19 protein-coding genes and 2 pseudogenes are annotated in these 22133 nt (G+C 62.3%); 10 read left to right on the plus strand and 11 right to left on the minus strand.

Annotated elements, in window-relative coordinates:
* Positions 1–70: 70 nt before the first annotated feature.
* Positions 71–814 (plus strand): SDR family oxidoreductase, encoded by a 744-nt coding sequence (locus M1B35_RS15105; protein WP_268262376.1) that lies wholly within the window; start codon positions 71–73, stop codon positions 812–814.
* Between the two features lie 26 nt (positions 815–840).
* Here the strand turns inward: M1B35_RS15105 and M1B35_RS15110 are convergent, their stop codons facing one another.
* Together M1B35_RS15110 and M1B35_RS15115 are read right to left on the minus strand one after the other, a co-directional pair.
* Positions 841–1476, minus strand: a complete 636-nt coding sequence (locus tag M1B35_RS15110; RefSeq protein WP_268262377.1) for a LysE family translocator — start codon at positions 1474–1476, stop codon at positions 841–843.
* Positions 1477–1714: 238 nt separating this feature from the next.
* Complete coding sequence (locus tag M1B35_RS15115; protein WP_123334056.1) at positions 1715–3202, minus strand: aldehyde dehydrogenase family protein; 1488 nt, start codon at positions 3200–3202, stop codon at positions 1715–1717.
* A gap of 682 nt (positions 3203–3884) precedes the next feature.
* Between M1B35_RS15115 and M1B35_RS32240 the strand changes: the two are divergent.
* From M1B35_RS32240 to M1B35_RS15145, 6 genes and pseudogenes are all read left to right on the plus strand, one after another.
* Positions 3885–4094: pseudogene (locus M1B35_RS32240) on the plus strand (PAS domain-containing protein); the annotation flags it as partial.
* A gap of 81 nt (positions 4095–4175) precedes the next feature.
* A pseudogene (locus M1B35_RS32245) lies at positions 4176–4394 on the plus strand (methyl-accepting chemotaxis protein); the annotation flags it as partial.
* 254 nt (positions 4395–4648) lie between these two features.
* Entirely contained in the window at positions 4649–6148 is a 1500-nt protein-coding gene (locus M1B35_RS15130) for an APC family permease (protein ID WP_268262378.1), read from the plus strand.
* Positions 6093–6713: a DUF3156 family protein gene (locus M1B35_RS15135; RefSeq protein WP_268262379.1), complete on the plus strand. Its 621-nt coding sequence runs from the start codon at positions 6093–6095 to the stop codon at positions 6711–6713. Before M1B35_RS15130 ends, M1B35_RS15135 begins: the two co-directional genes overlap by 56 nt.
* Positions 6714–6860: 147 nt before the next feature.
* The gene (locus M1B35_RS15140) at positions 6861–8084 is read left to right on the plus strand and encodes a multidrug effflux MFS transporter (RefSeq protein ID WP_268262380.1); all 1224 of its coding nucleotides are present in this window, start codon (positions 6861–6863) and stop codon (positions 8082–8084) included.
* Between the two features lie 72 nt (positions 8085–8156).
* Positions 8157–8726, plus strand: coding sequence for a TetR/AcrR family transcriptional regulator (locus M1B35_RS15145; protein WP_268262401.1), 570 nt, complete (start codon positions 8157–8159; stop codon positions 8724–8726).
* Positions 8727–8746: 20 nt separating this feature from the next.
* Here the strand turns inward: M1B35_RS15145 and M1B35_RS15150 are convergent, their stop codons facing one another.
* The 6 genes from M1B35_RS15150 to M1B35_RS15175 all read right to left on the minus strand — a co-directional run bounded on the left by M1B35_RS15150 (position 8747) and on the right by M1B35_RS15175 (position 13617).
* Positions 8747–9514: an SDR family oxidoreductase gene (locus M1B35_RS15150; RefSeq protein ID WP_268262381.1), complete on the minus strand. Its 768-nt coding sequence runs from the start codon at positions 9512–9514 to the stop codon at positions 8747–8749.
* The gene (locus M1B35_RS15155) at positions 9507–10307 is read right to left on the minus strand and encodes an SDR family NAD(P)-dependent oxidoreductase (RefSeq protein ID WP_268262382.1); all 801 of its coding nucleotides are present in this window, start codon (positions 10305–10307) and stop codon (positions 9507–9509) included. The genes M1B35_RS15150 and M1B35_RS15155 overlap by 8 nt, the downstream gene beginning before the upstream one ends.
* Positions 10300–11121, minus strand: a complete 822-nt coding sequence (locus M1B35_RS15160; protein WP_268262383.1) for a molybdenum cofactor biosynthesis F family protein — start codon at positions 11119–11121, stop codon at positions 10300–10302. The genes M1B35_RS15155 and M1B35_RS15160 overlap by 8 nt, the downstream gene beginning before the upstream one ends.
* 85 nt (positions 11122–11206) lie before the next feature.
* Positions 11207–11866, minus strand: coding sequence for a helix-turn-helix transcriptional regulator (locus tag M1B35_RS15165; protein ID WP_268262384.1), 660 nt, complete (start codon positions 11864–11866; stop codon positions 11207–11209).
* 55 nt (positions 11867–11921) lie between these two features.
* A complete protein-coding gene (locus M1B35_RS15170; RefSeq protein ID WP_123334038.1) occupies positions 11922–12287 on the minus strand; it encodes a cupin domain-containing protein in 366 nt (121 codons plus the stop codon).
* A 31-nt stretch (positions 12288–12318) separates the two neighbouring features.
* Positions 12319–13617: an NAD(P)/FAD-dependent oxidoreductase gene (locus M1B35_RS15175; protein ID WP_268262385.1), complete on the minus strand. Its 1299-nt coding sequence runs from the start codon at positions 13615–13617 to the stop codon at positions 12319–12321.
* Between the two features lie 700 nt (positions 13618–14317).
* Between M1B35_RS15175 and feaR the strand changes: the two genes are divergently transcribed.
* Complete coding sequence (feaR, locus tag M1B35_RS15180; RefSeq protein WP_268262386.1) at positions 14318–15232, plus strand: transcriptional regulator FeaR; 915 nt, start codon at positions 14318–14320, stop codon at positions 15230–15232.
* Positions 15233–15289: 57 nt separating this feature from the next.
* Here the strand turns inward: feaR and tynA are convergent, their stop codons facing one another.
* Positions 15290–17578 carry a primary-amine oxidase gene (tynA, locus tag M1B35_RS15185; RefSeq protein WP_268262387.1) on the minus strand — a complete coding sequence of 763 codons (2289 nt, stop codon included), beginning with the start codon at positions 17576–17578 and terminating at the stop codon, positions 15290–15292.
* Positions 17579–17955: 377 nt separating this feature from the next.
* Between tynA and M1B35_RS15190 the strand changes: the two genes are divergently transcribed.
* Complete coding sequence (locus M1B35_RS15190) at positions 17956–19458, plus strand: aldehyde dehydrogenase family protein (protein ID WP_268262388.1); 1503 nt, start codon at positions 17956–17958, stop codon at positions 19456–19458.
* Between the two features lie 110 nt (positions 19459–19568).
* On the opposite strand, the gene M1B35_RS15195 is transcribed toward M1B35_RS15190, so the two are convergent.
* Entirely contained in the window at positions 19569–20543 is a 975-nt protein-coding gene (locus tag M1B35_RS15195; protein WP_268262389.1) for an AraC family transcriptional regulator, read from the minus strand.
* A gap of 157 nt (positions 20544–20700) precedes the next feature.
* Between M1B35_RS15195 and M1B35_RS15200 the strand changes: the two genes are divergently transcribed.
* Positions 20701–21459 (plus strand): SDR family NAD(P)-dependent oxidoreductase, encoded by a 759-nt coding sequence (locus M1B35_RS15200; RefSeq protein WP_268262390.1) that lies wholly within the window; start codon positions 20701–20703, stop codon positions 21457–21459.
* Positions 21460–21724: 265 nt separating this feature from the next.
* Here M1B35_RS15200 and M1B35_RS15205 read toward each other — a convergent pair whose 3' ends face one another.
* A complete protein-coding gene (locus M1B35_RS15205; protein ID WP_268262391.1) occupies positions 21725–22114 on the minus strand; it encodes a winged helix-turn-helix transcriptional regulator in 390 nt (129 codons plus the stop codon).
* Between the last annotated feature and the right edge of the window lie 19 nt (positions 22115–22133).

The following is a 22133-nucleotide window of genomic DNA, read 5'->3' on the forward strand; positions in this document are numbered from 1 at the left end:
CTCCCTGATCATCCGCGATCACCCATCACTGCCCGACAAGAGCGGGCAGTCACTGTCGAGAGAAACCTCAATGAACTACCTGCAAAACAAGACCGCCATCATCACCGGCGCATCGTCCGGCCTGGGTGCTGCATCGGCACGGGCACTGTCGGCGAAAGGCGTTCGCATCGTTGCAGCCGCCTTGGACCAGGAAGGCCTGGACGCCATCGTCAGCGAGTTGAACGCCAATGGCGGCGAAGCGCTGGGCCGGGTCAGTGATGTCACCGACCTGGAGGATATGCGGGCCCTGGCGCAGTTCGCTCAAGACGCCTTTGGCTCGGTTGACATCCTGATCAACAACGCCGGCCTGATGCTGTTTTCCAGCTGGGCAGACCTGGCGGTCGATGACTGGGAAAAGATGATCAACGTCAACATCAAGGGCTACCTGAACGGCATCGCGGCGGTGCTGCCGTTGATGCTGAAGCAACAGGCGGGGCAGATTCTGAACATGGATTCCGTGGCCGGTCACCAGGTAGGGCCGTGTGCTGGCGTCTACAGCGCCACCAAGTTCTTCGTTCAGGCCATGACGGAGTCGATGCGCAAGGAACTGGGCGTGCAGCACGGCATTCGCGTCAACACCATCAGCCCGGGCGTGATCAACACCGGCTGGGCAGACAAGGTCAGCGACCCGGCAGGGCGCCAGGCCGCCCAGGAGTTGAACAAGATCGCCATCGCCCCCGAGGACATTGGGCAAGCCGTGGTCTATGCCTTGAACCAGCCGGCCAACGTCACTGTCAACGACCTGATTATTTCGCCGACCCGCCAGGACTGGTAAGCCAACGCTGAGCGCCCAGGCTCACCTCAACGCCGCCCTTCGAACGCCATGCGCACCGCCAAGCCGGCGAGGACCGTAGCCATCAGCCAGCGTTGCACGCTCTGCCACAGGGGGCGGCTGGCGAGGAAGGCGGCGATGGAGCCCGCCATGAGCGCAATCAGCGCGTTGACGCTGACGCTGATCGTGATCTGGGTGAAGCCCAGCACCAGGGATTGCGCCAACACCGAGCCATGGCCGGTGGGGGTGATGAACTGGGGCAGCAGCGACAGGTACATAACGGCGACCTTGGGGTTCAGCAGGTTGGTGACCAACCCCATCATGAACAGCTTGCGCGGGCTGTCCTGGGGCAAGTCGCGTACCTGGAACGCCGAACGGGCACCGGGCTTGACGGCCTGCCAGGCCAGATACAGCAGATAGAGCGCGCCGCCCAGGCGCAGGGCGTCATAGGCATAGGGCACCGCCAGGAGCAGGGCGGTAATGCCCAAGGCGGCGCACAGCATGTAGATGAGAAAACCCAAGGCCACGCCGCCCAGGGAAATCAGCCCGGCCATGGGCCCCTGGCAGATCGACCGCGAGATCAGATAGATCATGTTCGGGCCGGGCGTCAGCACCATGCCGAGGGAGATCAGGCCGTAGGCAAGCAGGGTGGATAACTCGGGCATCGTCTAACTCCTCAAGCGACAGATAACGAATGGCCAGCCCCGGTACATCAATGCACAACGGTTTTTGCCCTTTCCGAGGCCTGCAACGGGATGACGCAGCCGATAGTAGGGCGCTGAAAAAAACAGTGTTAGACACAGATGGCCGGACAAAACGTCATACAGCGTTCGCATGCTCTGCACCGCGCCGTCCAGTAACAGGGGGGACAATCGTTTCCCATCCCCCCTTACTCCACCGCGATCAGTAGCGAATCATCACCGACTTCAGTTCGGTGTAGTCATCGATAAAAGCACTGCCGAACTCGCGGCCGACCCCCGAGGATTTATTGCCGCCGAAGGGCACGGCCGGGTCCAGCATCGTGTGCATGTTCACCCACACGGTGCCCGCGTTGATGGCCGGCACCATGCGCAGCGCCTTGCTCAGGTCGTTGGTCCAGAGGCTGGCGCTCAAGCCATAGGGCGTGTTGTTCATCAGTTCCAGCAACTCGTCTTCGCTGTCGTAGGGGAAGAAGGTGGCGATCGGTCCAAAGGTTTCTTCGTTGAGCAGGGTGTCGTTGACGCTGTTGGCGAGAATCACCGTGGGTTCGACGTAGCAGCCCGGGCGGTCGATCAGGTGGCCGCCGTGGATGATGCGGTTGTTTTCGGCACGGGCCTTGGCGAAGAACCCTTCCAGCTTCAACTGGTGCTGGCGGTTGGTCACCGGGCCGAACTCGGTGCGCTCATCCAGTGGCGAGCCGATGTTCAGTGTGCTCAGGCGCTGGCTGAGCGTGTCCATCACCGGGTCGATCTGCGAGCGGTGGACGAAGAAGCGTTCGGCGGCAGCGCAGATTTGCCCGGAGTGCAGGAAGCCGGCTTCGATGATGCCGTTGACCGCTTTGTCCAAGTCGACATCGCGCAGGAAGCCGGCGGAGTTTTTGCCGCCCAGTTCCAGGGTCGCGCGGGTCAGGCCGGCGCCCATGGCACTGCGGCCGACCGCAATCCCGGTGGGCACCGAGCCGGTGAACGAGACCTTGTCGGTGCCCGGGTGCTCGATCAAGGCTTTGCCCACCGCGCCGCCACCGGTCAAGACGTTCAAGGCGCCGGCCGGCAGACCGGCTTCGATGGCCAGTTCGGCGATGCGCAGGATGGTCAGCGGGGTGAACTCACTGGGCTTGATGATGATGCTGCAGCCGGTCACCAGCGCCGAGGCGAGTTTCCAGATGGCGATCATGGTCGAGAAATTCCACGGCACGATGCCCACCACCACCCCGACCGGTTCGCGCAAGGTGAAGGCGGTGTAGCGCTCGCCGGCGAAAGACGGCAGCGATGGGGTAATAGTCTGGCCGCTGATCTTGGTGGCCCAACCCGCGTAATAACGCAGGAAGTGGGCGGCCTGGTCCACTTCGAAGGCGCGGGAAATCTGGATGATCTTGCCTGACTGGCACGTTTCGATCTGGGCCAGTTCCTCGCGGTGCTGCTCCAGCAGGTCAGCCAGTTTCAGCAGCACATTGCCCCGCACGGCGGGGGCGACCTGGGACCAGTGTTTGAAGCCCCGGCCGGCCGATTCCACCGCCGCATCGATGTCGGCCGGGTCGGCGTCGGCGACCTGGGCAATGACCTTGCCGGTGGCCGGGTTGATGACCTCCAGGGTTTCGTTGGAATGGCTCTGGACGTAGGCGCCGTCGATGAACAAGGCGTGGCGGCGGCTGAGGAAGGCTTCAACGCTGGGCAGTAACGAAATATCGCTCATGGGCTTTTCCAGTTAGCGAACAAAGAAAAGCCCGAGGTTAAGCCGCACGCTCCGCTGCGGCTTGACTGTGGCTGCCGGGGCGCATGTCTGTGGCTGCCAGTGCGCGCTGGTACAGCCGCTTGCGGTGCAGCTTGGCAGGCAGGAGCAAGCCGCCCAGCAGCCTGGAACAAGTATTCGCTGGCGATTTGCGATCAGATCGAGGGCCTCGACTCGCTGAACAAAGGGCTGGCTGATGTTCTTCCGGAAAAATAAACAGCTGCACGAACTCGCCGCCATCCTCGAGCCCTGGCTGGCCGGTGGGGCCTTGGATGCGCCAGCGCTGGAGGCTTTTCCGCCCTTGCAGGGTTGCCTGCGGCAGTGGGCGCAGCAGCAGGCGCAAGACGCCCGGCAACGCCTGGAGGCTCAGGCCGCCGTCCGCGAGCAAACCGTACAGTTGCAGCGCAGCGAGCAGGCAATACAAGCGCTGCAACTGGAACTGGCGCAGCGTCGGCTCAGTGAGCAGGCCCTGGACGTCGAGTTGAGCCAGCAGCGGGCGCTGTCCCACCAGCATCAGCAGGAGGCGCAGATCTGGGCGCTGCTGCAATCGACCCTGACCGAAGGCTGCTGGGACATCACCGTGGTCAACGGCGACCTGCAAGACCCGGCCAGCCAAATGCGCATCTTCAATCAGTTCCGCCAACTGATGGGCTATGCCGCCCATGAGCTGCCCGATGGCTGGGACGCGCAAGTCAGCATCACCCACCCGGACGATTTACCGAAGATCATGGCAATTTTTGATCGGGAGATTCTTGCCAGCCATGGCAGCGGCGAGTACGTGTTCGAGTACCGGATGCGCCACAAGACCCGGGGCTATATCTGGTGCCGGGAGCGGGGGCGGGCAGTGCGTGATCCGCAGGGGCGCCTGACCCGGGTGATCGGCGCGGTCCGCGACATCAGCGATGAACACTCCGCGAAGATCACCCACCAACAACTGCTGGAGCAGAATCAGGCGACCTACGGCCAGATCGCCACCGTGGTCAGTGTGATCAAGGGCATTGCCGACCAGACCAACCTGCTGGCCTTGAACGCTGCCATCGAAGCGGCCAGGGCCGGGGAGGTCGGGCGCGGCTTTTCTGTGGTGGCCGATGAGGTGCGCAAGCTGGCGGAAAGCACGCGCCACGCCACCCAGCAGATTCAGACGATGCTGCATCAGCACGGGCCGGACCGGCTCTAGGCTTGCCGCTGCGGGGCGCCGAGTGATTGCTCCTGCCGGCGCTACGCGCAGACTTGGCAGGCAGTAACAAAACCGGCGGCAGCCATGGGCAAGACGCTCAGGGTGGCAGGGGCGCACAGTGACCCTGAACACGATGTCGTTCCGATCAGGAAGCGCTTGGGCCCGGCGCCATTGCCGGCTCATTGAACGGCTCGATACATCCACTGAGAAATCCGCTTTCGAGGATCCGCACCATGTCGATCAATGACCGTCTCACCGAGCATTTGAAAAGGGGGTCAGTTGGTTTTCCCACCGCGTTAGCCAGCACCATCGGCCTGATCATGGCCAGCCCGGTGATTCTGACCGCGACCATGGGCTTCGGCATCGGCGGCAGTGCCTTCGCGGTGGCCATGTTGATTGCGGTGGTCATGATGCTGGCCCAGGCCAGCACCTTCGCTGAAGCCGCATCGATCCTGCCGACCACCGGTTCGGTCTACGACTACATCAACTGCGGCATGGGGCGTTTCTTCGCGATCACCGGCACCCTGTCGGCGTACCTGATCGTGCACGTGTTTGCCGGCACCGCAGAAACCATCCTCTCCGGGGTCATGGCGCTGGTGAACTTTGAACACCTGAACACCCTGGCGGAATCGGCCGGCGGTTCCTGGTTGCTGGGGGTGGGGTTTGTCGTGGTGTTCGGCGTGCTCAATGCCTTTGGCGTCAGCGCCTTTGGCAAGGCGGAAATCATCCTGACCTTCGGCATGTGGACCACCCTGATGGTGTTTGGCGTGCTGGGGCTGATCGCGGCACCGGCGGTGGAGCTTGAAGGCTGGTTCGGCGTGTCGCTGGTGGGCACCGATCTGATCACCATTCTGTCGCTGGTAGGCATGGCCATGTTCATGTTCGTCGGCTGCGAGTTCGTCACCCCGCTGGCGCCGGACCTGCGCAACTCAGCCAAGGTCATGCCCAAGGCCATGATCCTCGGATTGCTGAGTGTCGCCACCTGCATGTTTATCTACGGCGCCGCCATGAAGCGCCAGGTCGAGAATGTGCTGCTGGACGCCGCCAGCGGCGTGCATTTACTGGACACCCCGATGGCCATTCCCAGGTTTGCCGAGCAGGTCATGGGCGACATCGGCCCGATGTGGCTGGGCCTGGGCTTTCTGTTTGCCGGGGCGGCGACCATCAACACGCTGATGGCCGGTGTGCCGCGGATTCTCTACGGCATGGCCGTGGACGGCGCGCTGCCCAAGGTCTTCACCTACCTGCACCCGCGCTTCAAGACGCCGCTGCTGTGCATCCTGGTGGCGATGCTGATTCCGTGCCTTTACGCGCTGTGGCTGGGGGGCAACACCGACAACATCATGCACCTGGTGCTGGCCGCCGTGTGTGCCTGGAGTTTCTCCTACCTGCTGGTCACGCTGTCGGTGGTGATCCTGCGCATTCGTCGCCCCGATCTGCCACGGGCCTACCGCTCACCGTTCTTCCCGTTGCCGCAGATTCTGTCCAGCGTCGGCATCTTGCTGGGTATGTGGTTCATCACCCCACCGGGCATGAACCCTGCCGATATCTACGTGCCGTTCGGGGTGATGCTCGGAATAACCGCCACCTACGCGCTGTTCTGGACGTTGGTGGTGCAGAAGGTCAATCCATTCAAGCCGGCTTCGGTAGAAGAAGTCCTGGCCAAGGAGTTTTCCCATGAGCCTGGCAACCCTGAGCACGGTTATCTCAATGCTGCGGCAAAAACTGTCTGAAGCATTCAGCGCGCAGCGGGCCCCGTCCGGCTACCGGCCCGGGGTCACGCTTGAGTACCTTCGGCGCAACCTGGGCCTGGCAAGTTTTACCACCACAGGCCCGGTCCGGGCCGAGCTGGTTCTGCCAGCGCCTGGCGTGCGGGTGGAACTGGTCGAACGCACCGAATCCCAGTTGCTGATGCACCTGGTGATGACCGAGTTCAGGGTCACGGCCAGCACCTCGGAGGAAGGCAACGCGCGCGTTGAACTGCATCACCGCGGGGCCCTTCGCCGCACCGGGCTGGGTTACCGGCAACGCACCGGGGAGCCTGCGCTGCTGACCCGGCTCCAGGCGGGGCTGGAGCACGACAGCACGCTGCATCAAGCGCTGATGCTGCTCGACTTCAAGCGCCTGAGCATCGAGTTGAGCGAACGCGAGTGGCAGGTGCGCCTGGAGCACATGGGCGGTAGCGAGGTGGTCAACCGCATGCCGGCGTTTCGGCGCTACATCGCCTTGAGCGGCGAACAGCGTGATCACCTGTTGACGGTGCTGGCAGGCCTGCCGCGTCTGTTGAGCCAGCTTTGAGGCCCTGGGGTGTGCTTTGAGGCTGCCGTGCCAGGGCGTGGTGCAGTTGATTAACTCGTTAATGAATTGACCTGAGGGGGGCCGATGGATAAGCTTAGCCGGCTTCCTACCTGTCGGTAGGTTGTTTTTCATGCCTCAGGATCAGCAATGACTTCTTCAACCCGCAGCACTCAATCCCACCTGCGCTTTGCCGCCTCACTCGCCGTGATCGGCGCCCTGGGCCCTTCAGCCGTCGATATGTATTTGGCGAGCCTTCCGGACATCGCCCAGGAGTACGCCCGCTCCTATACCCAGGTGCAACTGACCCTGACCGTGTTCCTGCTGGCCATGGGCGCGGGGCAACTGCTGTTCGGGCCGGTGGTCGATACCCTGGGCCGGCGTCGGCCATTGCTGGTGGGCCTGCTGGTGTTCATCCTCAGCTCCTTGCTGGCGGCAGTCGCGCCGAGCCTGGAGTGGCTGTTGCTGGCGCGTTTTGTCCAGGGCCTGGGCAGCGCCCTGACGCTGGTGGTGATCATGAGCATGGTGCGGGATGTCGCCGAAGGCGCACGGGCGGCGCAGATCTTCGCCTTGCTGATGACTATTGAAGGCCTGGCGCCGGTGATCGCCCCCGCCCTGGGCGGCTTTTTGAGTGTGCACTTCGGCTGGCGCGCAATCATGCTGGTGCTGGCGGCCCTGGGCGCGGCGGTATGGCTCAATTCCTTCCTGGTGCTGAAGGAAACCCTGGCCCCGGAGAAGCGTCTGTCGTTCCAGCCACGGGCCATCGCCCGCACCTACAAACACATCGCGGCCGATCCCGGCTTTCTGCGCCCAGCCCTGGCGGTGGCGGCGGTGTTCTTCTTCCTTTTCGCTTACATCGGCGGTGCGGCATTGGTTTATCAGGCCCATTTCGGTTTGTCGGCGTCCAGCTTCGGCTACGTGTTCGGCGGCTCTGGGGTGGCGATCCTGCTCGGCGCCATCAGCGCGGGGCGGCTGGTCAGCCGTTTTGGCCTCGGCACGCTGTCCCAGCTCGGCGCCGCGTGCATGCTGTTGGGCGCGGCATTGACCCTGGTTTCTGCCATGATGGCCGCGCCCCTGGGCGCCGTGGTGGCTGGCGTGGTCCTCAGCCTGTTCGGGCTCGGCCTGTGTGAATCGACACTGATGGCGCTGGCCATGGCGTCCCAGGAGCGGGCACTGGGGTCCACCGCAGCATTGCTCGGGGCCTTGCAGTTGATGATTTCTTCGTCGGCCACGCCCTTGGCCGGTGCGGCGGTGGAAAGCGGTTTGCTCGATTGGGCGGTACTCTTGCTGCTGTCGGCCCTGGTGGTCTGGGGGCTGACCGGGTGGGCGACGCGCAACGCTGCGCTCGCCTCCAAATCGATGGCCGGGCACTGAGCCTTATTTCAATGAGTCAGGGAATCCTCTGTGAAAAAACCACTCACCCCTTCAGCCGTCAATATTTGCGCGATGGCGGTCGAACATTTTGCCGACCTGGGTTATGACGCCTCGTCCCTTAATGAAATCGCGGTCCGCGCGGGCATGCGCAAGGCCTCGCTCTACGCTCACTTTGTCAGCAAGGATGCGCTGTACCAGACGGTGTTCGAGATTGCCCTGGACCATGAGCGCCAGTACATCGCCGGTTGTTTTGAGGAGGAGGGCGAGCGCAGCAGCGTGCCCGGGTACCTGCACCTTGAGCGGCTGATCGGGCGTTATGAAGGGTCGGCGCACCTGCGCTTTTTATTGCGCACGGCCTACTTTCCACCGGCGTCTATCCGCCCTGTCATCACCGTGGGGTTCGAGGCCTACCTGGCCAAGATCCGCCAGTACTTCCAGCACGCCGCCCAGGAGCAATATGCCTGGGCGCGGGCCCAGCCTGACCAACTGGAGGTGTTCTGCGACGCCTACCTCGGCATCGTCGACAGCCTGCACGTGGAGTTGATTTACGCCACGTCCGAGGGCTATGCCAAACGGCTTGCGGCCTTGTCGCGGGTCTTCAGTGATTCACTGTCGATGCTCGAAGGTGCAAGCCGTGGTTGAGGGCGAACGCTCTGGGTGGTTCAGACCTCAGGCAAGGTCGAACCCCCGTCGACCACGAGGGTCTGGCCGGTGATGTAGGCCGCCAGGTCCGAAGCGAGGAAGAGCATGGCCCCGGCAATGTCTTCGGGGCGGCCGAGCCGTCCCAGGGGCACTCGGCTGGCAATGTCCTGATTGAGCTGGTCGTCGCCAAGGTTGCCCATGGCCGGGGTGGCAATCATCCCGGGCTCGACCCCGTTGACCCGCACCTGCAGGCTCGCCAGTTCCAAGGCGGCGTTGCGAATAAAGCCGTTGACCCCAGCCTTAGACGCCGCGTAATGGCTAAGCCCCGGGTACGCCACCCGTGGGCCGGTCACCGAGGAGGTGACCAGCACACAGCCGGCGCCCTGGCGCTGGAACATCGGTAAGGCCGCCTGGGTCAGCCAGAACAGTGCCGAGAGGTTCACTGCCAGGGTGCGTTCGAGGATGGCGGGGGTGATTTCGGCGAATGGGGTCAATGGGAAGTAACCGGCGTTGTGAATCAGAATGTCCAGCCGTCCCCAGTCGCGTTCCAGCCCCTGCACACAGGCAAACACAGCGCAGGCCTGCGCCAGGTCAAGGTCGGTGGCCTCCACCTGGCAGCCCTGGGCCGTCAGTTCGGCGGCCAGCGCCTGGGCCTGTGCCAGGCGCAAGTCGGCGATCATCACCCGTGCCCCGCGCCGGGCAAAGGCTTCGACGATGGCCCGGCCAATGCCTTGGGCACCGCCGGTGACCAGGGCTGTTTTGCCGCTGAAATCGAAGTCTTCAGCCATGGGCGGTCTCCAGATGCGCGTAAGCCAGGGTCGGCACATCGACGATGCTTGAGCCGCCATCGGCGACCAGCGTTGCGCCGGTGATGATCGAGGCGTCGGCGCTGGCCAGGAAGCGGCAGACCTTGGCGATTTCTTCGGCGTTGGCGGGGCGGCGCAACGGCACATCGGCGCAGACCCGCTCATAGGCTTGCTCCAGGGTGTCGCCATAGGCACTCATCAGCGGCTGCATTTCCTCATCGGCCATGGGCGTGGTGACCCAGCCCGGGCACACCGTGTTGACCCGCACGCCGCGTGGGCCGTAATCCCTGGCCAACGAGCGGTTGAGCCCCAGCAGCGCGTGCTTGGCGGTGGTGTAGCCGCAGACTTCGGGGCCGGCGGCCAGCGAGGCGATGGAGCCGATCAGCACAATGTTGCCGGCCCCTTCGATCAGCAACGGCAAACAGGCCCTGGCACTGTAGAACGCGCTGTGCAGGTTGCTGCGCAGCGAGGTTTCCCAGGTGGCCGGGCTGGTCTGGGTGGCGCTGCCCATGCCGTGGCCGCCGGCGCAGGCCAGCAACACATCCAGCCGACCGTAACGCTCGCTGATCTGTGCGATGAACCCGGCCCAGGCGTCCGGGCAGGCGGCATCGCCCACCAGGATCAGGCCGCCGGTGTCGGCGGCCACCTGCTCCAGCGGCTCGCGGCGGCGGCCGATCAGCACCAGGTTGGCCCCTTCGGCGGCGTACAGCCGGGCGCAGGCGGCGCCGATGCCGGTGCCGGCGCCAGTGATGACGACGGTGCGTGAATCAGGCATCGGGGTACTCCGTGCGGTTGAGGACCTGGCAGTACGAACTGACCGGGAAGTTCGAGAGTTCGTCGAAGGACGGGCCGGCGTAACCGAAGATCTTGCCGTCGCTGCGGTGCTGTTGCAGGTCGATCAACACCAGGCCGAGGGTGGGGATGATTTTTTCGCGCCAGACGAACAGGTACAGCTGCTCGGCAATCTTGTAGTAGTGGCAACGGTCGGTGTCGCACAGGCCCTGCTCGACGCCCTTCAGGCACTGCCAGGAGTAGAACTGATCGTTGAGGTAGATGTGCTCGTAGACCTCGCTCGGGCTGTAGCGGTAAAGGTTGCGCAGCCCGTTCAGTTCAGTGGTTGGCGCGTGGGGGCACAGGCCCTCCTGCCAGGGGCGATCCAGGCTGCCGTGGAAGAAATCCACGCTGACCGAGGTCAGGGGCTTGCCGGCCAGGGCGCGGCTGTACAGCCCTTCCTGGGTCTGTTCCTGGGGCGGCATGCGGCCGATCACCGCGGTAAAGGACGCGCTGTGGGTGTCCAGCACCAGGCTCACCGACCAGGCCTGGCCGGCTTCGTGCTTGATGAAGTCCACCAGGTACAGGCCCGGGCGCACCGAGGTGGCGCGGTACGGGGCCGAGCCGCTGGAGTGCCCGTCGGCCGCGTGCCAGTTCAGTGTCTGGCCCTCAAAGCGATGTTCAATCTGCCAGCCGTTGGCGAAGTACAGGGTGAAGGTCTTGCCGCTGAGGTCTGCCAGGTTGGGCAGGATAAAGGCTTCAGGGGCGAAACCGTCGGCAAGGGCGCCAACGGTGATCCAGTCGGAAGGTGTGGTCATGGCAAGGCTCCGGTTGAGTGGGTGAACACCCCGGATCATGCCGCCCGCACCTGGGCCCGCCTATCAACCAAAGGGTTGAGGCGGGCTATAAAAACAGCGTGCTCAGCAACTCGGTGCGGCTGGCCACGCCGGTCTTGCGGAACAGGTTGATCAGGTGGGTCTTGATGGTGGGCAGGCCGACGCCCAACTCCAGGGCCAGTTGCTTGTTGCTCGCTCCCTGGCGCAGCAACAGGGCGATCTGGCGTTCTTTGGGCGTCAGCCCGGCCAGCGCATCCTCATAGGGCTGCATGTTGGCAACGGCCATTTGCAGCAAGGCTTGCAGGGCCGTGAGTTGGGTCAGTTGAGCGGCGGTGAAGGCGCCCTGGTCGGCGGTGCGCAGCAGGGAGATGGCGGCCTGGGGCTGGCCGGCGCGGTGCGCGAGGATCTCCACCACGTCCACCACCCCGTAGCGCTGCAGGAAGTCTTGGTAACGACGACTGTCACGGCTGGGCTGTCGGGCCATGGCCAGGCCCAACGGCACCACCGCCAGGCCACTGGACAGGCAATTGCGCGGTTGCAGCGGGTCGAACTGGCGGTAGTTGTCCAGGTAATCGCGGTGCATGTCACCGCTCATGCGGTGCAGGCTGAAGTCCCGGGCTTGCAGTTGGCGGTCGACACAATAGAACGCGGCCTGGCTGGCCGGCACGAGTTGGGTGAAAGCCTGCAGGCAATGGCCGGCGACTTCCTGGATCGGGATGGCGTGCATGGTGGGTCACCCTCGCCAAAAAAGGCTGCCGGTGGGTGCCGGCAGCCGGGATCAATCAGGCAACGGCGAAATAATGCTTCACAAAGCTTTCGCTGACCACTTCCCAGAGCACGGGCGTGCCCTTGGTCACGAACCAGCTGTCACCCGCTTTGTAGCGGGTGCTCTGGCCAGTGGATTCATCGGTCAGCAGCACTTCACCGGTGACCACGGTGGCCTGTTCGGCGAAGGGGTAAACCATGCGGAACTTGCCTTGGGTGGTGCCGAAATAGGCGCTGCTGACGGGGTCGGTGGGGGCGCCGAAGGTCATTTTGCCAAAGGCTTTGACTTCACCTTCGAGGATCTCGGAACCCAGGTCGGCAACAGTGCCCCAGGCATCCAGTTCGGACAGTTGGATGTCTTGCTTGAGGGGGGTAACGGGCATGGCAGTTCTCCTGTGTATGAAAGGGGGGGCATCAACGGCGACCGTTGAAGTAGCCCGAAAGTTGGTGAAGGCTTTTGCCAGCGGTCAGCAGCAGCGGCCGGATGTGGTCCTTGCCCAGGATCTGTGCGTGCTTGACCGAGCTGATCAGGTCATAGCGCGAAGAGCCTTCGCTCATGCCTTCTGCCAGGACCTTGCAGATGATGTGGCTCGGGGTGACGCCAAAACCGGCGTAGCCCTGTACGTAAAAGGCGTTGGGCCGACCGCTGAGGGTGCCGATCTGCGGGAACAGGTTGGCGCCGGTGGCCATCGGGCCGCCCCAGGCCAGGTCGATGCGCACGTCCTTCAGGTAGGGGAAAATCTTCAGCATCAGGTTGCGGTTCCAGGCCTTCAGGTCCAGCGGGATGTGCTCGACAAAAGGCGTGGCAGCGCCGAACAGCAGGCGGTTTTCGTTGGTCACCCGGTAGTAGTCGATCACCGGACGGATATCGCTGTAGGCCCCGCGAATCGGGCTGATACGGTTGATCAGCTCGTCCGACAGCGGCTCGGTCATCAGTTGGAAGGCGTAGGTGTTCAGGGTGGTCTTGTGCAGCTCGGGCTCCAGTTTGTTGAGGAAACTGTCGCAGGCCCACAGCAGCTTGGACGCCTTCACCGAGCCGCGGCCGGTACGCACGGTGATGCGCTCGCCATAGCTGACTTCCAGGGCCGGGCTGTGTTCGTAGATGCGCACCCCGTGCTCGCTCAGCGCCTTGGCTTCACCCAGCAGCAGGTTCAGGGAGTGCACGTGGCCGCCGCCCATGTGCAACAGCGCGCTGCTGTAGGCGTCGGAACCAATGATCTGCTTGACCTCGGAGCCCGCCATAAAGCGGATTTCGTCCTTGGTGTTGATCGACTTGAAGTCCTTTTCCCAGGCACGCAGGGTCTTTTCCTGGCGGGCGTTGAAGCCCATGTAGCCGTAGCCGTTGCAGAAGTCTGCGTCGATCGAGTACTTGGCGATGCGGTCCTTGATGATCCCGGCCCCCAACTCGCTGATCTCAAAGATCTCCCGCAGCCCTTGCTCGCCCACATGCTTCTTGACCTTCTCCAGGTCGTGGCCGATGCCTGCCATGATCTGGCCGCCGTTGCGCCCCGTGCCGCCGAACCCCAGGTAACGCGCTTCCAGCACCACGATATTGGTGATGCCTTTTTCAGCCAATTCCAGCGCGGTGTTGATACCGGAGAAGCCGCCACCAATCACGACCACATCGGCTTCCACATCCTGTTCAAGGGTGGGAAAGCTCAGGTTGTATTTCTTGGTGGCTGAATAGTAGGTAGGCGTTTCGATATTGATCATGGCGCAGCCTAAAAAGTGAAGGGGAACCCAACTGCAGAACCAGCACCCAACGCTGTTCCTGATGGAAGCTATTAAGTGCCTTCCGAGCGGTAGGTGTCTTGATTCTGTGTGCCGTGGCTTTTGACCAGGGTTGCCAGGACTCACCTTGAGGGTTGCCCCAGGTGCTCACGGCGAGGGGCCTGAATCTAGGCTAAGGCGGCCTTTGCCGCTTGAGCGGGTTTTCTCAGGAAACAGCGCGGATTAGATACCTTAAATAGGGTTTTAACGTTATTTAGGGTGTCGGTATTTTTGTATTCGTTTTTAATAAATACGATTTGCAAATGGTGTTTTATGTTTAAGTAATTGTTTTTATTGGATTTATTTTTTATTTATAGGTTTTTTATGACGCCATTTGGTGCTTTTTAAGTGATACGGATTTTCTTTGAAAATGTTGAATAACTGAGTGGTAAAGGCCTAATCTGTCTCGGCATCGTTTCGCTCACCCCGGAAAGCGCTTCGCGAACCAGAGAGGCGGTAGCCTTCAGGCTGTTCCTGGCGCGAATCCTGCTTCTTCATGAGCTTCGAACGGTGCCGCTGCGCTCCCCGCCGTAACCCGATGGCCGGTCACCCAGGCCCGGGCAGGGCGTGCAGCACGGCAGTGGTGCCGCCATTTATCGTGAAGTGGCGTACATAATAAAAATAAGCCCGCGTGAGGCCCGAGATGATTTCTACACTTGCACAACGCCGTGATGGGTTTGATCAGTGGATCCACCAGATCAACCAGATATGCGGCGCCTTCAACGCACAAACCCTGGGCACCGAATTTTCCGGGCAGATCCGCGAGTGCCAAAACGGCGCACTGGAGCTCAGTTTTGTCGATGCCTGCCAGGCGCGGCTGTACCGCACGCCGCGAGAGGTCGCGGCAGGTGAGGGCGGCAAGTACTTCGCGGTGTTCCAACTCGATGGCACCGCCGGCATGGCCCAGGGCGACAACAAGGCCTTGCTCTCGGCGGGCGACATCACGCTGATCGATGCCTCGCGCCCCAGCGACTTCACCTACAGTGAAAACTCGCGGCAGTTGTCGCTCATTCTTCCCTATCAGTTGGTCGAGCAAACCCTGCGCTTCAGTCAGGTCCGGTGCGGCCAACGGATTGCCGCGACATCCCCCATTGCCCTGTTTTCCCACCGTTTGATATTGGATGCCGCGTCACAACCCAGCCTGAGCCGGCAGGAAAGCGAAGCGACCCTGGAAGCGATTGTCAGCCTGCTGCGCCCGGCGATCAGCCAGGCCGAAGACGGCGGTGATGTGCACGAGCGCCTGTTCCGCAAGACGCTGGGCTGCATTGACGAGCACATCCGTTCGGAAGAGCTCTGCCCTGAATGGCTGGCGCGGGAAGTTGGCGTCTCCATGCGCGGCCTGTATCGGATGTTCGCCAAGAAGGGGCTGGTGGTGGCGCGCTATATCAAGAACCGTCGCCTGGACCTGTGTGCCGAGTCCTTGCGCCAGTCGGGGGTCGAGCAAAAGCTGTCGGCGCTGGGTTACTCGTGGGGGTTCTCCGATTCGAGCTACTTCTCCACGGCGTTCAAGTCGCGCTTTGGCATTTCCCCGGGGGAGTACCGCAAGCAGCACGCTTGACCGATGCGTTCTCCAACACAAAAAAAGAGGCTCCTGGGAGCCTCTTTTTTTATGCGTTTATTGGGGTGAGTTGAGGTTCAACGTCGGGGTTTCATCGAAGAAGTTCCATGGTTTCAACAGCACATGCACCCACTCGGTGGGCATGATCGGCCACTCTTCGGCACGGGCGATGTGGGTGGTGCCGGTGGTCAGCCAGACCACATTGTCGGTGTTCTCGATGGACTGGTTGTCATGGGTGAACTGGCCCAGCCCGGCGTCCTTGTCCGAGCGGTTCGGGTACTTGCCTTCAGGGTATTTTTCCTCGGGGTTGTAGCGCGTTACCCAGAGTTGTTTGTCCATAAAGCTCAAGCGGTGATAGAGCCACTCATCCTTGCCGAAGTTGGCGCCCTTGGCCACCGGGTGAGTGCCGCCGGCGTAAGGGATCAACTGATAGGAAACCGGGTTGCCGACTTTGTTTTCCTTGCTGAAGTTGGTCAGCAGGCGAACGGTCGAAGGGTCGAATTTCTGCGCGGCTTGCTGTTCGCTGCTGACCACCTGCTGCTCGGTCTGCATGGTGCTGGTGCGCGGCCCGCCGCGGTCGTTCTTGGCGACCACCGGGTTCACTTCCACCAGGGAGTTGTTTTCCCCATCCACATCCATGTCCAGGCGGAAGTTGTAGATGTGCTGGTGGGTGGTGCCCACGATGTTGTGGTCGAGCAGGGTGCCGTAGCGGGTGTCTTCCTTGGCGGTGGCCTCGTGCATGGTTTTGGACTTCACCCCCTTGACCGCCTCGATGCCGGTGGCGCCGGCGTCGATGCCGATGGTGCCGTTCTGCTGGAAGACCCAGTCGAAGATGTAGTCGTAGTTGCCGACGGTGCTGATCCACCGCACCACCAGTTCACGGCGTTCGGTGCTGAGGTTGGGCTGGCCCATTTCCTGGTGCTTGTATTCCGGGCCGGCGTAGCGCTCGAACACCGCCATGGCGCGTGGGATCGAGGTCGGTGCGCCGGTGTAGTCGGCCAGGGTGGCGTCCAGGAGCACGGCGTTTTCCGGGGCGTCTTTGCCGCGGGCGATCGGCGAGGTCAAGGTGCCCATGCCGTAGTCGCCCGAGTCCAGGTAGGCCTTGAAATACCAGCCCACATCCGGGTCGCCGTAAGGCACGATCATGCCGCCCAGGGAGCCTTCGTACATGACTTTGCGTTTCTTGCCCTTGTCGTCGTAGGTGACGGTGGACAGCACCGGGCCGACCCGGGAATCGAGGCGGACGTGGAAGTTCCAGTTCTGCCAGTGAATGCTGTTGCCGGTGATGGTGTAGTTTTTCCCCTCGGGCTCGATGATCTCCAACGGCTTGACCTTCACTCCCAGGCGCCCACGCCCGTCATAGGGGGTTGGTTTCATCGGCACCGGGATCAGGGCTTCGTCCTCGATCTTGATCAGTTTCTTCTGCTCCAGGTCGACAATCGCCACCAGGCCCTCGATCGGGTGTGCCCAGTAGTTGCCGTCATCGGTGTTCAGGTAACTGACGATTTTCAGCAGGCGTTTATCCTGGGCCAGGCCGTCCTTGCCGTCGAAATAGCCGACCGTCAGCGGCGTGGCCACGACCTTCTTGACGTCGTTGATGCCACGTTTGGCCAAAGCCTGTGCGTATTCCGGGCTCGACTCAATGGCGGACTGCACGGTGGCAAAGTCATCCAGCAAGACCATGCCGTGGGCACCTTCCACGGGTTTCCAGGACTTCAGCGTCTTGCTGTCCAGATCCACCAGCCCTTCGATCACATGCTTGCCATCGAGCACCACCACATTGGCCTGGCGCGGCTGGCTGACGTTCTGGCCGGTGTAGACGAAGTTCCACACTTGCTCCTTGGGCGGCTCCTTGACGGAGACTTCGGTGAAGCGCAAGCCGGGCTTGTAGTGCTCGGACTGCTTGACGATGGTCACGGCGGCCTTGATTTCGTCGGCGCTCAGCGGGTTGAGCGGGTTGGGGCGAGTCTCGACGACAAAGGTCTTGTCCAGGCCGGACTGGAATACCTGGTTGATGAAGTCCTTGGACATGAACGCGGTCTTGTTCTTGAACACCACCGGCACGGACAGCTCCATGCGCTTGCCGTTGAGCAGTGCCACCTTGCTGTTGGGCTTGACCTTGACGTAGGCACCGTCCTTGGCGATGACGAACAGGTTGGCGTAGTTGTCCCATTTGACCGTGGCGCCAAACGCCTCGAGGGTCGATTGCAGGGGCACCATCTCGGCGGCCGCTCCGTGAGCGTCGGCATTGGGCAGCCAGCACGGCAAGCTGACGGTGGCCAAGGTCATTGCCAGCGCGAGTCGAGCCAGCGGTTTTCTTTTTAGCAACGCTACGGACGTGAACATTTCTGAGTTCCTTGGGACGAGCCGGGGACAGGCACACCTGCACTTTGCTACAGCCGGTGGATCGCTTCTTTTTGATTCTTGCCAGAAACCTTGTGCTCTGTGCCTAAATCAATCGTTCTCGATCGGCACCCCATCGAACCCGGGAGTTTTCGGGGCGTCGAGACGATGCCGCGCAGTGTAAGGCCCAGCGGTCGACGCCGCGCTGTCTGGTTCGCCGAACCGAGATTGGCAGGGACAGAAACCGCTCTGGCACAGATGAAAAGTCCAAGGCCTCATCGCTGACTTAGGCTCTGACGCCAAGCACTGTAACGCCGACCGTGGGGCGGTTGAGGCGTGCAGTGGTGGTTATTTCCAATCGTCTGCGTGAGGCAAGGATCATGAATCATAGTCATAAGGTCGCGACCCTGGACAGGGTCAGCGCCTTCTTGAAGCAACGCCGTGGCTTGTACATCGATGGCGGTTGGGTCAGTGCCCAGTCCACGGCCACCTTGCCGGTCTACGACCCTTCAACCGGCCTGCAGATCGCCTCGACTGCCGACGCCAATGCGTTCGATGTCGAGCGTGCGGTGACGTCGGCCCATGGTGCTTTTGTCTCGGGCGTCTGGTCGCGCCGCCTGCCGGCGGAGCGCGAACGTATTTTGCTGCGCTATGCCGACTTGCTCGAACAGCACGCTGAAGAACTGGCCCAGTTGGAAACCCTGGAGCAGGGCAAGTCGATCGCGGTGTCGCGGGCCTTTGAAGTGGGCTGCACCCTGAACTGGATGCGCTACACCGCAGGCCTGGCCACAAAAATCTCCGGACGCAGCCTCGACCTGTCGCTCCCCGTACCCGCCGGGGCGCGCTACACCGCCTACACCCGCAAAGAGCCGATTGGCGTGGTCGCCGGGATTGTGCCCTGGAACTTCCCGTTGATGATCGGCATGTGGAAGGTGATGCCGGCACTGGCGGCCGGTTGCTCGATTGTGATCAAGCCTTCGGAAATCACCCCGCTGACCTTGATGCGCATGGCCGAACTGGCCACTGAAGCCGGCATTCCTCCGGGTGTCTTCAACCTGGTGACGGGCAGCGGCAGCGTGTGCGGTCAAGTCCTGACCCGCCACCCGTTGATCAGCAAAATCAGCTTCACCGGCTCGACCGCCACCGGCAAGGGCATTGCCCGCGGCGCCGTGGACCGGCTGACCCGCATCACCCTGGAATTGGGCGGCAAAAACCCGGCCATCGTCCTCAAGGACGCAGACCCGCAGCAAGTGGTCGAAGGCCTGATGATGGGCAGCTTTCTCAATCAGGGCCAGGTTTGTGCCGCCAGCTCGCGGATCTACATCGAAGCCCCGTTGTTCGACCGGCTGGTGGGCGACTTCGAGTCGGCGGTCAAAGGGCTGACCTTAGGGGCGGGCATGGACCCCAGCGCCCAGATCAACCCGGTGGCCTCCAAACCCCATCAACTCAAAGTCCAGTCCTACCTGGCCGACGCCCACAGCCACCAGGCCGAGCTGATCAGCGGCGCCCCGGTCCCGGACCACCAAGGGTTTTATGTCTCGCCAACCCTGGTGATCAACCCCGATGACAGGTTGTCGCTGAGCCGGGAGGAAGTGTTCGGGCCGGTCGTCACCCTGACCCGGGTGGCCGACGTCGAAGAAGCCCTGAGCAAGGCCAACGACACCGAATACGGGCTCACCGCCAGCTTATGGACCAACAGCCTGTCCGCCGCCATGGATCTGACCCCACGCATCGAGGCCGGCACCGTGTGGGTCAACAGCCACACCCTTATCGACGCGAACATGCCGTTCGGTGGTTTCAAACAGTCAGGCACAGGGCGGGATTTCGGTGTCGATTGGCTCGATGCCTTTACTGAAAGCAAATCCATTTGCATCCGGCATTGAGCTGTTTTGATCCGGCAAGGCCAGTGTTGGGGCAGGGGTTGAATGCGCCGTTTGATCTGATCTCTAGCTGACTTGCCCAAGGCTGCCTCGAATACTCGAGGCGGCCTTTTTTATGCCAGGGTATCGGTGATCGCCGATTGCATAGAGGTGGCGCTCGGCTCGGTTGGCGGCGATGTTGAGGCGGTCGTGTTGAGAAACGGCTCACCGATCGCCTGGCGTATTTCGCGCACGTTGCGGGCCGGCGAGGCGCCGAATTGCCGGAGGTACTCGCGGCTGAACTGGGAGGCGCTTTCATAGCCGACGGCGAACGCTACGTCAGACGCGCGATGCTCGCCCGCCAGTAAAAGCTGGCGAGCTTCCTGCAACCTGAGCTGCTTCTGATACTGGATAGGACTCAAGCCGGTCATCGACTTGAAGTGCCGATGCAGGCTGGCGCGGCTCATGCCGCTGGCATCGCACAGCGCCTCGATACGCAGCCGCGCACTGTAGTTATCCCTGATCCAGGCCACGGCTCGGCGGATGCTTCCGAGGGCGCCGTCGGGTTGGGCAATCTGGCGCAGTAGCCGGCCTTGAGGCCCCTGAAGGAGACGATAGAGCAACTCCCGTTCGACCAGGGGGCCCAGAACCGGGATGTCGGCCGGTGTGTCGAGCAGTGACAACAAGCGCAGTAACGTGTCGCGAAGCGCCGCGCTCATCGGGTTGATGGTGATGCCAATCCCGTTTTCCGCGCTCTCGCGAACCGGCGGCAGGGTCGCCGCCAGTTCCGCCAGCAGGGCCGGATCCAGCACGAGCGAGACCGCAACGTAGGGCTGCCCCCCTTCCGCATCCAGAATCTGCCCGATCAGAGGCAGGTCCAGGGCGCTGATGAGGTATTGCTGACTGTCGTAGCTCAGAAGATGGTCGTTAAGCGCGACGCGCTTCGAGCCTTGCAGGATGAAGCAGATCATCGAGCGGTACAGGCAGGGTGTCTCGTCTGTAGAGCCTTGCCCGACGCAGAGGTCTACACGCGGGATCGGCGTGCGCGTCAAACCCGGCGGCGCATGGCGCAGGGCGATATCAAGGTGGGGGGCAAGGTCATTATTCATCAGCGGATTATGGCGATGCTCCGGCAGCACGCAAGACGATTGAGACAATCAGGCAATGAATTGAGCTGATCAGGCGTGGGTTGAAAACCGCCCGTTGCCTATCTTGGGCGGGTCAAGCAAGCACCCCAGGGTGCACCTAACCCAGCAGAGACAGACCATGACCCAGCAGATCGCTCTTATCACCGGTGCCAGCCGCGGCCTCGGCCGCAACATGGCCCTTCACCTCGCCAAGCGCGGCGTCCACATCATCGGCACCTACCGCAGCGGCGCAGCAGAAGCCGAGACCTTGAAGCTGGAGATCGAAGCGCAGGGCGGCAAGGCCGCGATGCTGCCGCTCGATATCACCGATACCGCCAGCTATGAGGCGTTCTCAAGCGCAGTGACCCATACGCTGATGGCCAACTTCGGCCGCGAGCGCTTCGACTTCCTCGTCAACAATGCCGGCAATGGTCTTTTTTCCAACTTTACTGACGCGACTCAAGAGCAGTTTGCCTCACTGGTCGCCACGCACCTTCGCGGGCCGATTTTCCTCACTCAGGCGCTGCTGCCCCTCGCCGCAGACGGCGGTCGCATCCTCAACGTGTCCTCCGGTTTTGTGCGCTTTACGCTGCCGGGGTACAGCATTTATGCAGCCGTGAAAGCTGCAGTCGAAGTGCTGACCCGCTACATGGCCGTGGAACTGGGGTCGCGCCGAATTCGGGTGAATGCAATTGCCCCGGGCGCCATCGCAACCGATTTTGGCGGTGGTGCAGTGCGCGATAACCAGGAGGTGAATGCCTACGTGGCACAAGGCATCGCACTGGGCCGTGTCGGCCTGCCGGACGACATCGGCGGTGCGGTGGCGGCCATCCTGTCCGATGACATGGCCTGGGCCAACGGGACCACGTTTGATATTTCGGGCGGGCAACTGCTGTAACCGCAGCGGCGCTCACGCTATTGCGTCGCAGCCCGATACAGAGGCCCACAGGCCGCCCGCTCGACTGACGCTCATCGGTCATCCATTGGCCTCGTTCGTCCAGCGAGCGGCCATCACCGCGGGATACACAGCCATGGGTTTGGCGAAACAGGGGCGGAAGATCTTTTAACAGCATGTGCCCGGGTCGAAGCCGGTGAACCCGCGCACCGGCAGACGATCAGGCCCCAGGCAGGGCATGGGTGCGAGCGCCGGCTGAGCGCAATGTTCAGCGCGGTGTGTGGGTGGTTGGCTTGCGCCCGCGTGAACTGGGTTTTACCGGCACGCTGTTGCCGTATTCGCTCCACCAGGTGGCCAGTGCCTGCATCGTCGGCCCCAGTGCCCGGGCCTTTTCGGTCATTTCATATTCGACGCGTGGTGGCACTTCGGCAAATACCGTGCGTGACACCAACCCGTCATGTTCAAGCTCGCGAAGTTGTGCGGTCAGCATGTGCTGGGTAATACCGCTGATGGCTTTGCGCAGTTCGCCAAATCGATAAATCCGCTGATTCAACAACCACATGATTTCCAGTTTCCATTTGCCTGAAAGCAGGGCAAATGCGCGGCGCATTTCTTCGTGCATGTTGATGTGAGGAACTTCATTAGTCTGGTTTTCCATACTAAGCACCACTTTTTCA

It is taken from the genome of Pseudomonas morbosilactucae (assembly GCF_023241665.1).
Classification (GTDB): Bacteria; Pseudomonadota; Gammaproteobacteria; order Pseudomonadales; family Pseudomonadaceae; genus Aquipseudomonas; species Aquipseudomonas morbosilactucae.